This is a genomic window from Salinisphaera orenii subsp. halophila YIM 95161, from assembly GCF_003732545.1.
GTDB classification, from domain to species: Bacteria; Pseudomonadota; Gammaproteobacteria; order Nevskiales; family Salinisphaeraceae; genus Salinisphaera; species Salinisphaera orenii_A.
Genome location: NZ_AYKF01000066.1, coordinates 104,063 through 117,020, shown reverse-complemented (window position 1 = coordinate 117,020; position 12,958 = coordinate 104,063). Strand labels below are relative to the sequence as shown.

Annotated in this window: 15 protein-coding genes; 8 read left to right on the top strand and 7 right to left on the bottom strand. The window is 69.9% G+C overall.

Features of this window, described 5'->3' with window-relative positions; translation table 11 throughout:
• The first annotated feature begins 26 nt into the window (after positions 1-26).
• Positions 27-428, top strand: coding sequence for a hypothetical protein (locus tag SAHL_RS05275; RefSeq protein WP_123590352.1), 402 nt, complete (start codon positions 27-29; stop codon positions 426-428).
• A 250-nt stretch (positions 429-678) separates the two neighbouring features.
• On the opposite strand, the gene SAHL_RS05270 is transcribed toward SAHL_RS05275, so the two are convergent.
• From SAHL_RS05270 to SAHL_RS05260, 3 genes are all read right to left on the bottom strand, one after another.
• A complete protein-coding gene (locus SAHL_RS05270) occupies positions 679-2,739 on the bottom strand; it encodes a TonB-dependent receptor family protein (RefSeq protein WP_123590351.1) in 2,061 nt (686 codons plus the stop codon).
• 127 nt (positions 2,740-2,866) lie between these two features.
• Positions 2,867-3,133 carry a BolA family protein gene (locus SAHL_RS05265; protein ID WP_123590350.1) on the bottom strand — a complete coding sequence of 89 codons (267 nt, stop codon included), beginning with the start codon at positions 3,131-3,133 and terminating at the stop codon, positions 2,867-2,869.
• Entirely contained in the window at positions 3,130-3,432 is a 303-nt protein-coding gene (locus tag SAHL_RS05260; RefSeq protein ID WP_123590349.1) for a YciI family protein, read from the bottom strand. The genes SAHL_RS05265 and SAHL_RS05260 overlap by 4 nt, the downstream gene beginning before the upstream one ends.
• A gap of 128 nt (positions 3,433-3,560) precedes the next feature.
• Here SAHL_RS05260 and SAHL_RS05255 point away from each other — a divergent pair, with 128 nt between their 5' ends.
• The 7 genes from SAHL_RS05255 to SAHL_RS05225 all read left to right on the top strand — a co-directional run bounded on the left by SAHL_RS05255 (position 3,561) and on the right by SAHL_RS05225 (position 9,360).
• Complete coding sequence (locus SAHL_RS05255) at positions 3,561-4,199, top strand: L-threonylcarbamoyladenylate synthase (RefSeq protein WP_123590348.1); 639 nt, start codon at positions 3,561-3,563, stop codon at positions 4,197-4,199.
• Between the two features lie 88 nt (positions 4,200-4,287).
• Positions 4,288-5,289 (top strand): tryptophan--tRNA ligase, encoded by a 1,002-nt coding sequence (gene trpS, locus SAHL_RS05250; RefSeq protein WP_184947407.1) that lies wholly within the window; start codon positions 4,288-4,290, stop codon positions 5,287-5,289.
• Between the two features lie 40 nt (positions 5,290-5,329).
• A complete protein-coding gene (locus SAHL_RS05245) occupies positions 5,330-6,160 on the top strand; it encodes a segregation and condensation protein A (protein ID WP_123590346.1) in 831 nt (276 codons plus the stop codon).
• A gap of 11 nt (positions 6,161-6,171) precedes the next feature.
• Positions 6,172-6,987, top strand: a complete 816-nt coding sequence (gene scpB / locus SAHL_RS05240; RefSeq protein WP_221177843.1) for an SMC-Scp complex subunit ScpB — start codon at positions 6,172-6,174, stop codon at positions 6,985-6,987.
• 125 nt (positions 6,988-7,112) lie between these two features.
• Positions 7,113-7,895 carry a ferredoxin--NADP reductase gene (locus SAHL_RS05235; protein WP_123590345.1) on the top strand — a complete coding sequence of 261 codons (783 nt, stop codon included), beginning with the start codon at positions 7,113-7,115 and terminating at the stop codon, positions 7,893-7,895.
• 30 nt (positions 7,896-7,925) lie between these two features.
• Positions 7,926-8,669, top strand: a complete 744-nt coding sequence (locus SAHL_RS05230) for a pseudouridine synthase (protein ID WP_123590344.1) — start codon at positions 7,926-7,928, stop codon at positions 8,667-8,669.
• Position 8,670: 1 nt separating this feature from the next.
• Positions 8,671-9,360 (top strand): endonuclease III domain-containing protein, encoded by a 690-nt coding sequence (locus tag SAHL_RS05225; RefSeq protein ID WP_221177842.1) that lies wholly within the window; start codon positions 8,671-8,673, stop codon positions 9,358-9,360.
• Here the strand turns inward: SAHL_RS05225 and SAHL_RS05220 are convergent.
• From SAHL_RS05220 to SAHL_RS05205, 4 genes are read right to left on the bottom strand one after another with little or no spacing between them, the layout of a single operon-like run.
• Positions 9,351-10,091, bottom strand: a complete 741-nt coding sequence (locus tag SAHL_RS05220) for an SDR family NAD(P)-dependent oxidoreductase (RefSeq protein ID WP_123590343.1) — start codon at positions 10,089-10,091, stop codon at positions 9,351-9,353. The two genes, SAHL_RS05225 and SAHL_RS05220, sit on opposite strands and share 10 nt — an antisense overlap.
• Positions 10,088-10,774 carry an HAD family hydrolase gene (locus SAHL_RS05215; protein ID WP_123590342.1) on the bottom strand — a complete coding sequence of 229 codons (687 nt, stop codon included), beginning with the start codon at positions 10,772-10,774 and terminating at the stop codon, positions 10,088-10,090. The genes SAHL_RS05220 and SAHL_RS05215 overlap by 4 nt, the downstream gene beginning before the upstream one ends.
• Entirely contained in the window at positions 10,771-11,481 is a 711-nt protein-coding gene (gene ubiG / locus SAHL_RS05210) for a bifunctional 2-polyprenyl-6-hydroxyphenol methylase/3-demethylubiquinol 3-O-methyltransferase UbiG (RefSeq protein ID WP_123590341.1), read from the bottom strand. The genes SAHL_RS05215 and ubiG overlap by 4 nt, the downstream gene beginning before the upstream one ends.
• The gene (locus SAHL_RS05205; protein ID WP_123590340.1) at positions 11,478-12,833 is read right to left on the bottom strand and encodes a TRZ/ATZ family hydrolase; all 1,356 of its coding nucleotides are present in this window, start codon (positions 12,831-12,833) and stop codon (positions 11,478-11,480) included. Before SAHL_RS05205 ends, ubiG begins: the two co-directional genes overlap by 4 nt.
• Between the last annotated feature and the right edge of the window lie 125 nt (positions 12,834-12,958).

Genomic DNA, 12,958 nt, shown 5'->3' with positions numbered 1-12,958 from the left:
CCGCAACCCGCAGGCAGGACAGATACGTGGCGCGCAGCTGGCTCGAAGTCACCACCGATGAAGTGCAGTCCAAGCAGGGTGCTCGCGAGCGCCTGGCCGAACGGCGCGGCACGATCGCCGAGCGCGCCCGGGCGGTGCTGACCGAGTGCGTGGAGCCGGCGTTCCGGGCCGCGGCCGAGCGCGGCGACTGGACGTATCGCGAGGACGTCGAGACCGAATGGTCGGTCGCCCGCTGCGGGATCTACGGCCCGGGTGACGCGACTCGCGATCCACGCGTGGCCTTCTTCGTCGCCGAATTCGATGCCTATCAGCCGCTCGTGGTGCTCCGTCGCAAGGCCCCCGGGGCCGGCGCGCTGCCGCATTCGCGTACTGTCGGGCTGGACGCCCTCGACGCCGAGACCGTGGAGGCGTTTCTCAAGGACGCCTGAGGGCGCTGGCGCATGTCCGCCCGTCGCTGCCGCCCTGCGGGATGACGATCGCCGCTGCCTGCACGCCCGACCTTGCCCGTCGGAGGGCGGCCGTCCACCCGCCGTGTTTCTCCTGCGGCCGTGTCATGACCCGCGCGAGCGCCCGGCGTAGGGGCCGGCACGCCGACGGGCAGTGGTCGGTGGCGTCTCGCGACATCGCCGACCCGTGACAAGGCGCCGGGCGTGACGGCGCGGGCGGCGCGACGTATCCCTAGAGTTCGTACACCAGCCCGGCGTAGAACGTCCGGTCGGGTGCCGGCTCGAAATAGCGCCCGCCGAAGGCGTTGATGCGGATGTTGTCGTAGTAGTCCTTGTCGAGCAGGTTGTCGATGCCGAGATAGACGGTCAGCGATTCGCGTCCGGCCGGGATCGTCTTGCCGATGCGGCCGTCGACCACGGCATAGCTGCCGATGCGGCTGTCGTTGGCGTTGTCGGCGTAGATCGAGCCGATCCAGCGGGCGTTGAGGCTCGCATAGCCGATGTCCGGGTCGCGCCAGGCCAGTTCCCCGAACAGGGTTTCCTCCGGCAGCCCGGGGAGCCGGTTGTCGGCGTAATCGTTGCCGCTCTGGTCGACGAATTCGCGGTACTCGTATTCGGCCAGGGTGTAGCTGCCGGTGGCCGACAGCCGGTCGGTGAACTGCCAGGCCAGCTTGGCCTCGAGGCCGCGGCGGCGGGATTCGCCGGAGTTCTCGTAGAAATCGCGCCGGCCGTCATCGTTGAAGACCACGAGTTCGTCGCGGACGTCGATCCAGAAGGCGCTGAGCTGATAGCGCCCGCGCGCCGCGATCTCGCCCTTGGCGCCGATCTCGTACTGAGTCGCCTTCTGGGGCTCGAGTTCGCTGTTGAAGCCGCCGTTGCCGGCCGGATCGGCGAACTCGGTGAACGTCGGCGACTCGAAGGCGTTGGCGACGTTCGCGTACACACGCTGGCGTGCGGCCCAGGCGTAGCTCAGGCCGGCGTTGGCGGACAGTTCCCGATAGGTGCGGCTGCCGGAGTCGTCGGGGTCGGTCGCAGTCACGAAGGCGTCGTCGATATCGAAGTCGAGCCAGTCGTAGCGCAGGCCCGTGGTGAGCTCGAGGTCGTCGGTGATCGAGAACACGTTCTGTGCGAACACGCCCACGCTGGTCGCCTGCTGGTCCTCGTCGAGGCCGAGCACGCCGCGGTCGCCGCCGAGGTTGTCATAGCGCTGGCGATCATCCTGCTGGACATTCACGTCGACGCCGGTGACCAGCTGGTTCTCGTGCCCGAACAGGGTGTCGAAGCGGGTGGTCTGCAGACCGCCGCCGAAGAAGTCCCGGTCGTAGGTGACCACGCCGCCGTCCTCAAACGGCAGGAACTGAATGAAGTCGCGGTTGGTGTAGAACAGGTTGGCCTGGTAGCTCTGACTGTCGCCGAGCTGATCCTCGTAGACTGCGCCGACGGTCTGCTGCGAAGCCGACTGGCGGGCGTCGAAGTCCAGATTGGCGTCGCGCGCGGCGCCGCGGTCGGCCCGGGCCGTCGCGCGCGTCACGCCGCCGGGGTCGAGCGTGTCGGGGGCATCCAGCACGCGTGTGATCAGGCGCAGGGTGCCGGTGTCGCCCACCGCGCGCTCGAACTTGCCGGTGAGCTGGTTCTTCTCGACCTCGCTGTGTTCGCGGTAGCCGTCCAGATCCAGCCGGGAGGCGGTGATGGCGTAGCCCCAGTCGTCGAGCTGGCGGGCGGAGGACACGCTGGCGCGACGATAGCCGTTGCTGCCGGCGGCGAGTTCACCGCGATCGAGCGGCCCGTCCGAGGGTGCGGTCGTGGTGACGTCGATGACGCCGCCGGTGGCGTTGCCGTAGAGCGCGGAGAACGGCCCGCGCACCACCTCCAGGCGTTCGATGGCGCCGAGGTCGATGCTGTCGGTCTGGGCCTGGCCGTCGGGCAGGGTTTCCGGGATGCCGTCGACGCGAACCCGCACGCCGCGCACGCCGAAGGCCGAGCGCGCGCCGAAGCCGCGGATCGACACGCGCAGGTTCTGGGCGAAATTGGAGCCGTTGTTGGCGTAGACGCCCGGCGTGCGGTTGAGAGCGTCGTCGAGCTGGGTCTTGCGGCGGCCGCGGGTCACGTCTTCGCCCTCGATCACGTCGACGGCGGCCGGGGTCTCGAGCACCTCGGTGTTCAGACGCACGCTCTCGACCTCGATCGGCGCGAGCGTCTCGCTACCTGCCGCCGTGTCCGCCTGGGCCCAGGCGGGGCTCGATGCCAGCAGTCCGCTGACGGCCGCGCAGCGCAGTACGTGGATTCGGTTCATCTCGATTGTCCCCCTCGCGGTGCGCCGGTCGCGGCGCCGTATCGTTGTCGTTCTGCGGCCGGCCCGGACGCGACGCCCGGGCCGGCCTGTATCGGTTGCGCGCGCCCGGTGTCGCGCGCGGGCCGCGCTATTCCTCGGGTGCGAGCGCGCGGATCTGGACCGCGTGGATGTCGGTCTGCATGAGGCTGCCCAGGGCTTCGTAGACCAGCCGATGGCGCTCGATCGGCGACGTGCCGGTGAAGCGCGGCGAGCGGATGGTCACGTGGAAATGGCCGAGGCCGGTCTTGGCGCCTTCGTGACCGCGGTGCAGGTGACTGTCGTCGCGGATGGCGATGTCGTCGGTGTCGAGCCCCTCCGCCAGGGCTTCGCGGATGCGCAGGACCCGGTCGCTCATCCGAACACCTTCTTGTAGGGATAGACGTTGGTTTCCATGTACACGCCCTGGGCGTTGTACGGGTCGACCTGGGCCCAGGCCCGCGCCTGCTCGAGGCTTTCGAACTGGGCGATGATGATGCTGCCCTGAAACCCTTCGGTGACGCGGCCGTAGGCGTCGGTGCGCGGCAGCGGACCGGCGGTGAGCAGGCGGCCCTCCGCGTCGAGCTCGGTGAGACGGGCGCGATGCTCCTCGACCGCCTTGGCACGGGCTTCCGCGCTCTCGGCCACGTCGAAGGAAACGATTGCGAAATAGTCCATGGGCGTTGCGTCCTGGCTGGTGAATCGACGTTCGTTCAGTGTCCGTCAGTGTGCCGTATCCGGCCGGACCGCGGCCACAGCGCCGCCGGCGCTTTGCCTGCACGTGCCAGGCGATCCATAATCGGATCATGGCAGACATGATCCACGTACACGCCGAGACGCCGCAGCCGCGGCGCATCACCCAGATCGCCGAGGCGCTGCGCGCGGGCCGGGTGATCGCCTATCCGACCGACTCCTCCTACGGCCTGGCCTGCGCCATGGGCGACAAGGACGCGATCGAGCGGATCTGCGCGATGCGCGGCCTCGGGCGAGATCATTTCTTCACCCTGGTCTGTCGCGACCTGTCGGAGATCTCGACCTACGCCCGAGTCGAGAACACGAGCTTCAGGCTGCTCAAGGCCGCGACTCCCGGTGCCTACACCTTCGTGTTGCCGGCGACCAAGGAGGTGCCGGCCTGGCTCGCGCATCCCAAGCGCAAGACCATCGGCATCCGCGTGCCCGGGCATCCGGTGGCGCGCGCGATCGCCGAGGCGCTCGACGCGCCGATGATGTCGGTGACCGCCCTGGCCCCGGGCGAGGATATGCCGCTGTCCGAGGCGCTGGACGTGCGCGACGCCTTCGATCGCCAGCTGGACTACATCGTCGACGCGGGGGCGACCGGCGTCGAGCCGACCACGGTGGTCGATCTCACCGATGTGGTGCCGAAGATCCTGCGAGCCGGCAAGGGCAGCGCCGAAGCGCTGGGACTGGACCCCGCCGAGGCGTAGCGGCCTGTGGCCACGCCCGGCAGGCGCTTGCGTATACTGTCGCGCTTGAACATCCGTTGACCAGGGGCTGCACCGCGTGAGTTCGGAGATCGCGAAACCCGTCGTCCTGTCCGGCATCCAGCCGTCGGGCGCGCTGACGCTCGGCAATTACATCGGCGCGCTCAAGCACTGGGTGTCCATGCAGGCCAGCCACGACTGCCTGTTCGCGCTGGTGGACATGCACGCGATCACCGTTCGCCAGGACCCGGCCGCGCTGCGCGAGCGCTGCCACGAGTTCCTGTGCCTGTATCTCGCCGCCGGCATCGACCCGGAGCGGGCGACCCTGTTCGTGCAGTCGCACGTGCCCGCGCACGCTCAGCTGGCGTGGCTGCTCAACTGCCACACCTCCATGGGCGAACTGAACCGGATGACCCAGTTCAAGGACAAGTCGGCGAAGAACGCGGACAATATCAACGCCGGCCTGTTCGACTATCCGGTGCTCATGGCCGCCGACATCCTGCTCTACCAGGCCGACGCGGTGCCCGTCGGCCACGATCAGAAACAGCATCTGGAGCTGGCCCGCAATCTGGCCGAGCGTTTCAACGCGCGCGTTGGCGAGGACGTGTTCACCGTGCCCGAACCGTTCATTCCGGAGGTCGGCGCGCGCATCATGAGCCTGGGCGATCCGACTGCGAAGATGTCCAAGTCGGACGACGTCGAGGCCAACGTCATCAAACTGCTCGACGAGCCGAAGAAGGTGGCCAAGAAGATCAAGCGGGCGGTGACCGACTCCGACGCCGAGATCCGCTTCGACGAGGAGAACAAACCCGGCGTAGCCAATCTGTTGTCGATCTATTCGGCGGTCACCGACGAGTCCATCGCGACCCTGGAGTCGCGCTACGCCGGCCAGGGCTACGGCGCCCTCAAGGGCGATCTGGCCGATGCGGTGGTGGCCTTTCTGGAGCCGCTGCAGGCCCGCTACGCGGATTTTCGTGCCGATCCCGAAGGCCTCGACGCGATCCTCGCGCGCGGGGCCGCGGCGGCGCGCCAGCGCGCCGAACCGACGCTTGAGCGCGCGTTCGCACTGACCGGTTTCCTGCCCTCGGCATGAAGGCTGCAGCCGCCCGCCGCGGCCGTCCGGGGGCGCGTGCATGAGCCCCGCGGCGGCCGAGCCGGCCGAGGGCGGTGAACCGCAGGCGCAGTCGATACGCGTGGCGGGCGAACCGCTCGAAGCGCTCCCGGACGACCTGTACATCCCGCCGGACGCCATGCGCGTGTTCCTCGAGGCCTTCGAGGGACCGCTCGACCTGCTGCTCTATCTCATCCGGCGCCAGAATCTCGACATTCTCGACATCCCGGTGTTCACGATCACCCAGCAGTACATGGCCTACATCGAACTGATGGAGGACATGGCCATCGAACTGGCCGGCGAATATCTGCTCATGGCCGCGATGCTGGCCGAGATCAAGTCGCGCATGCTCCTGCCCAGCCCGGCGGCGGACGAGGCCGATGAGGGCGAGGACCCGCGCGCCGAACTCGTGCGCCGGCTGCAGGAATACGAACGCTTCAAGGCGGCGGCCGAGCACCTCGATGCCTGGCCGCGGGCCGGGCGCGATCTCGTGCCCGTCCAGCATCCGCCGGCCCGGCTGGATATCGTCCGCCCTGAGCCCGAGGCCGATCTGCGCGCGCTGCTGGCCGCGCTGCGCGACGTGTTCTCCCGCGCCGAGCTGTTCTCCGAACATCGCATCGAGCGGGAGCCGCTATCCGTGCGCGAACACATGAGCCGCATCCTGGAGCGGCTGGGCGGCGGCGCGGCGACGGCCTTCCTGACGCTCGTGGATACCGGTGAGGGGCGGCTGGGCGTGGTGGTCTCATTCCTCGCGATTCTGGAGCTGGCGCGCGAGGCGCTGATCGTGATCGAACAGGCCGATCCGCGCGCGCCGGTCGCGCTGCGGCTGGCGGCCGCGTCCGGCGACAACTGACGGAGGCCGGGGTGAGCGAACAGGAACACGAGCCGGACGACCGGGTGGCCGCCGGAGGTGAAGCCGACGAGCCGCTGGTGGCCGAGGCGCTGCTGCGCTGCGTCGAGGCGCTGCTCATGGCCGCGGACGGGCCGCTGTCGGCGGATCGCCTGGTGCAGCTTCTGGAGACGACCCAGGCGGTCGAGCGCAAGGACGTGCGCCTGGCCCTGGACGCGCTCGCCGCCCGCTATGCCGACGCGGCGGTGAATCTCGTGGAGGTGGCCGGCGGCTGGCGGTTCCAGGTCGGGCCCGACTACGCCGGACTGGTCTCCCGACTCTGGGAGGAGCGTCCACCCCGGCTTTCGCGGGCGATGCTGGAGACGCTGGCGCTGATTTGTTACCGCCAGCCGATCGCACGCTCGGACATCGAGGCCGTGCGCGGCGTGTCGGTGTCGTCCAACATCATCAAGACGCTTCAGGAGTTCGACTGGATCAAGGTCGTCGGCCATCGCGAGGTGCCGGGCCGCCCGGCGCTGTTCGGCACCACGCCGGCGTTTCTCGACGACTTCGGCGTCCGGCGGCTGTCGGAGCTGCCGAGCCTGCCGGAGCTGCAGGATCTCGATGCGCTGGATGCGGCCGTGGCGCGGCTGCAGGGCGGCGAGGCGGCGCCGTCGACGGAGGCGGAGACACCGGTCGCCGACGCGGATCACAACCCCCCGAGCCGGAATGTCGGCGACGCCGAGATGGAGCCGTCGCCCGACGCGCCGGGCACGCCCGCTGCGGCTGACCCCGACCGGGGCGCCGACGGCGACGCGGCGTCGTCCGGGACCGGGTCGCCATCGCGCTGAGGCTGGCGCCGGGCGGCGGGCCTTGGATTGCATTGCCCGCGAACCCATGTAGCCTTGCGTCATCCTGATTCATCCGCGGGCGGGCCCTCGCAGGCGCCGGCCCGCGCCGAATTTCGACGGAGACCATGGCAGCTTTGAATACCGAGCGCGTGCTCAGCGTGCATCACTGGAACGATTCGCTCTTTTCGTTCACCACCACGCGCGACCGCGCCCTGCGTTTCGACAACGGCCAGTTCGTGATGATCGGCCTGCCCGGCGATAACGGTGGCAAGCCGCTGATGCGGGCGTACAGCATCGTCTCGGCGAACTACGAGGAATATCTCGAATTCTTCTCCATCAAGGTGCCGGACGGCCCGCTCACGTCGCGGCTGCAGCATCTGAAGGAGGGCGACGAGGTGCTGGTCAGCACCAAGCCGACGGGCACGCTGCTGATCAGCGACGTGCATCCGGGCCGCAATCTGTATCTGCTGTCCACCGGCACCGGTCTGGCGCCGTTTTTGTCGGTCGCGCGCGATCCGGAGACCTACGAGCGCTTCGAGCGCGTGATCGTGGTCCACGGCGTGCGCTACGTCGACGATCTGGCCTACGACGCGCTGCTCACCGAGAATCTGCCCAACGACGATCTGCTCGGCGAATTGATCGCCGATCGGCTGTTCTATTACCCGATCGTGAGCCGGGAGCCGTTCCGCAACGAGGGCCGCCTGACCGACGCCATCGACAGTGGTCGGCTGTTTTCGGATCTCGATCTGCCGCCGATGGACCCGGAACACGACCGGGCCATGATCTGCGGCAGCCCGGCCATGCTCGACGACACCGCGGCGTTGCTGGACGCACGCGGCTTCGAGGTCTCGCCGCATATCGGCGCGCCCGGCGACTACGTCATCGAGCGCGCCTTCGTGGCCAAGTAGCACCGCCCCGCCCACCGCCCGGAAGCGATCATGTCCGAACGTCTCCAGAAACTGCTCGCCCGCGCCGGTTACGGTTCGCGGCGACAGCTCGAGCAGGTCATCGAGGCCGGGCGGATCCGCGTGAACAACCGCGTGGCCACGCTCGGCGACAAGGCCGACCCGCGCGATGAGATCCGCATGGACGGCAAGCGGCTGAATCTCGGCGAACGCCTCAAGGCGCCGTGTCGCGTGCTGGCCTACAAGAAACACGTCGACCAGGTCGTGAGCCGCCGCGATCCGGACGGCCGGCCCACGGTGTTCAAGGGCCTGCCGCGCATGAAGGCCGGCCGCTGGCTGGCGGTCGGCCGTCTGGACGTCAACACCTCCGGTCTGCTGCTGATGACCACCGACGGCGAGCTCAAGCGCCGTCTGGAGCATCCCAGCTACGAGATCGTGCGGACCTACGCGGTGCGGGTGCGTGGCGCGGTCGACGACGCCATGCTGGAGCGGCTGATGGACGGCGTGATGCTCGACGACGGCGTGGCCCGCTTCGATTCGATCCGCGTGAGCGACGATGCCCAGCGTGCCAACCGCTGGTTCGAGGTGACCGTCCGTCAGGGCCGCAATCGCGTGGTCCGCCGACTCTGGGCCTCGCAGGGGGTGACCGTATCCCGGCTGATGCGCACCGGCTTCGGTCCGGTGGCGCTGCCCGGCGGCGTCAAGGCCGGCGGCTATCGGGAGCTCGATCGCAAGCAGATCCGCGAACTGGCCGCGACGGTCGATCTCAAACGCTGACGTGGACGGTCGGGGCGCGCCCACCGCGCGCGGGCTGCAGTATTTTCACGACACCCTGCTGCGCGCCTACGGACCCCAGCATTGGTGGCCGACTCAGGACGCCGAGCAGCCGCGATTCGAGGTGCTCGTCGGCGCCGTGCTGACCCAGCACACGGCCTGGACCAACGTCGAGATTGCGATCGCGAATCTGCGTGCGGCGGGGCCGCTCACGCCGGATGCGCTGCTGGCGCATGCGGATCTGCCCACCCTGATCCGACGCGCCGGGCCGCATCACGTCAAGGCCGAACGGCTGCGCGCGCTGTGCCGATGGCTGCTCGCCCACGGCGGCCTCGCGGTGCTCGACGCCTGGCAGACGCCGGCGCTGCGGCGCGATCTGCTCTCGGTGCGCGGCGTGGGCGCCGAGACCGCCGACGCGATTCTGCTCTATGCCTTCGGCCGGCCGCAGTTCGTGGCCGATGCCTATGCCTTTCGTCTGTTCGAGCGCTACGGCTGGTGGTCCGGACCGCGCCGCTACGAGAGGCTGCGGCAGGCGGTCGAGGCCGTCGGCCCGGCGACGGCCGCGTTCTACGACGAGCTGCACGCGCTGATCGTGGCGCACGCCCGAGGGCGCTGCCACAAGCGTCGCCCCGACTGCGCCGACTGCGCGCTCCGCGATCGCTGCGACCACGGGCGGGCGACGCTTCAGCGCTGAACGGTGCCGGTGGTGCCGCGTGCGGCGCGCGAGAGCAGGTGGATGTACTGCCCGGCGATGTCCTCGGCCGGGGCGGCGGCCGGATCGTCGGCGGGAAAGGCCTTGCGGCGCAGTCCGGTGGCCCGCGCGCCCGGATCGACGCCGTTGAAACGCAGCGCGTCGCTCTGTTCGTGTTCGACCGCGAACAGCCGCAGCATCGATTCCAGAGCTGCCTTGCTCACGGCGTAGGCGCCCCAGAACGCCTTCGGTGCCGCTGCGGTCTCGTCCAGCGTGAACACGACGGAGGCATCCTCGGCGGCCTGCAGCAGGGGCAGGCAGGCCTGGGTCAGCGCGAACGCCGCGGTGAGATTGACGTGCATGATCCGCTGCCAGCCGTCGATCGGATGCGTGGCCAGCGGCATCAGACCGTCGAAGCGGGCCGCAGTATGCACCACGCCGTCGAGACGGCCGCAGTCCGCGGCGATGCCGTCCACCAGGCGCTGATAGTCGTCCTCCCCGGCCTTGGTCACGTCCATCGGGAACAGTGCCGGCTCGGGGCCGCCGTCGGCCCGGATGGCGTCGAAGACCGGCGTCAGGGTGCGTTCGCGACGCCCGAGCAGAATGCACTCGGCGCCGGCCGCAGCCGCGGCGCGTGCGACCGCCGCGCCGATGCCGCCGCCGGCCCCCGTGATCAGGATCACGCGTCCGGCCAGCGGGCCGGGCGTGGTGGTGTCGGTGCTCGTTCCGGTCATGCGCTTCCGTGGTCCTTGAGTTCGCGGATGAGGCCGGCGAGGTCGGCCACGCGGGCGCCGACGCGGTCCGCCTGCCAGCCGTGGATGTCGTCGCCGGGCGGGATATAGCCGTAGGCGACGCCGATGGTGGCCATGCCCGCGGCCCGGCCGGCATCGATGTCGCGATCCGAATCGCCGATGTAGATGCAACGCGCGGGCGCCACGCCGATGCGCTCGCAGGCCAGATAGAGCGGCGCCGGGTCCGGTTTGGGGACCCCGGCGGAGTCGCCGCCGACCACGCAGCCGGGCGCGGGGTCGAAGGCCATGTGATCCATCAGCGGCGTCGCCAGGGCTTCGATCTTGTTGGTGACCACGCCCCAGGCGCAGCCGTCGCCGACGATGGCGCGCACCAGCTCGCGGATGCCCTCGTAGGGGTGCGTATCCCGGGTCATGCGGGCGCGATAGCGCTCGATGAAGGCATCGAACGTGGCCGCGTACTCGGCGTCGTCCGGGGTCAGGTCCAGGCCGCGGCCGAGCATGCCACGGCCGCCGTAGGAGCACAGTGGCTCGAGCTCGGACAGCGGCAGCGGCTCCAGGCCGCGTTCGACGCGCATGTCGTTGACCGCGCCGGCCAGATCCGGCGCCGTGTGCAGCAGGGTGCCGTCCAGGTCGAACAGCACCGCGCGATCGGGGCGTGCGCTCATCGGTCGCTGTCCGGGCGCGTCGCGTGCAGGAAGTAGTTCACGTCCGGACGTGCGGCCAGCCGTCCACGCCGCGTCAGCGGGTTGTAGTGCATGCCGTCGACGGCGGCCACGGTCAGGCCAGCGTCGCGGCACCAGCGCGCGAGCTCGCCCGGGCGGATGAGCTTGGCGTAGTCGTGCGTGCCGCGCGGCAGCAGGCCGAGGACGTATTCCGCGCCGCCGATGGCCAGCGCCCAGGCCTTGGGGCTGCGGTTGATGGTCGAGAAGAACAGGCCGCCGCCGGGTCGGGTCAGCAGCGCGCAGTCGTCGACCACGTAGGCCGGCGTGTCGACGTGCTCCAGCATCTCGTAGGCGACCACGATATCGAAGGCCCCGGCCATGTCGGCGGCCAGCTCGCGCGTGGCCACGCAGCGGTAGTCGATCGACAGGCCGGACTCGGCCGCGTGGGCGCGCGCGGCCTCGATCAGCTCGGGGGACAGATCCAGCCCGGTGACCTCGGCGCCGCGCGCGGCCATGGCCTCGGCGAGCAGGCCGGCGCCGCAGCCGACGTCGAGCACGCGTTTTCCGGACAGCGGCGCGCGTTGGTCGATGTAGTCGGTCCGCAGACCGTTGATGTCGTGCAGCGGGCGCATCTCGCCGTCGGGATCCCACCAGCGCTCGGCCAGGCGGGCGAACTTGGCGAGTTCGGCGTTCTGGTCGGTCGGACTCATTCGGCGGATCTCCGTGCGGCGGGCTGCCGGGCATGTCCGGCGAGGGTGTCGCGCCAGCGCGCGGCGGTGTCGAGCAGCTGCGCCTCGTCGAGGGTGGTCAGCCGGCGGTCGGCGAGCAGGCGGCGGCCGGCCACCCAGGTGTCGGTCACGCGCTCGCGCGAGGCGTTGTAGACCACGGCCGCGACCGGATCGAACATCGGTGCGGTCTCGATGGCGGACAGGTCGACGGCGCACAGGTCCGCGGCCTTGCCGGGTTCGATCGAGCCGGTGATCTCGTCGAGGCCCAGCGCGCGGGCGCCGCCGAGTGTAGCCATTTCCAGTGCGGTGTCGGCGGAGACCGCGGCCGCATCCGGCCGGGCGCCGGCGAGCTTGCCGCTGAAGGCGGCGGTGCGCATCTCGCCGATCATGTCGAGGTCGTTGTTGGAGGCCGCGCCGTCGGTGCCCAGCGCCACGTTGACGCCGGCGTCGATGAGCCGCTGCACCGGGCACAGCCCGCTGGCGAGCTTGAGGTTGGATTCCGGCGAGTGCAGCACATGCACCCCGGTGTGGGCGCAGTGATCGATCTCGTCGTCGGTCAGCTGGGTCATGTGCACCGCGAGGAAATTCGGGGTGAGCAGGCCCAGGCGGTCGAGCCGCGCCAGCGGGCGCTCGCCGGTCTTTTCGAGCGCGTCGTTCACCTCGAAGGCGGTCTCGTGGACGTGCATGTGCACGCGCAGATCCATCTCGTCGGCGTAGGTCCGGATCTTTTCCAGCGGTTCGTCGGAGACGGTGTAGGGCGCGTGCGGGGCGAACACCGGCGTGATGCGTTCGTGACCGCGCCAGGCGTCGCGCACGGCCAGCCCCTTGTCGAGATACTCCGCGGCGTTGGCGGCCCAGACGGTGGGGAAATCGATCACGATCATGCCCACGGCGGCGCGCATGCCGGCGGCGTCGACGCGTTCGGCGACGACGTCGGGGAAGAAGTACATGTCGTTGAAGCAGGTCGTGCCGCTGCGCAGCATCTCGGCCATCGCCAGGTCGGTGCCCTCGGCGACGAAGCCCGGCGACATGAACGCGCTCTCGATGGGCCAGATGTGTTCGGTCAGCCACGGCATGAGCGGCATGTCGTTGGCGATGCCGCGCATCAGGTTCATCGCCGCATGGGTGTGGGCGTTGATGAAGCCGGGCAGCAGCACGTGGTCGTCGAGCTCGACGACTTCGGCGGGCTCGAAGCGCTCGCGGGCCTCGGCCGCCGGCACCACGGCCTCGATGTGGCCGTGGTGCACGGCCACGGCGTGGTCCTCGAGAACCCGCGTCGGCCCGGCCACGGGCACGACCCGGCGGGCGAGGATGAGTGTGTCGATCGGGGTCATGAAACGGTTGACTGCGCGGGGCGATGACGGCGGCCACTCTAGCGTAGTCGGGGCGTTTTGGCACACCGGCTGTGGTAACATCGCATGCTTTACGCGACGGCCCCCGCGCCGGTTTCAGCCGGTGC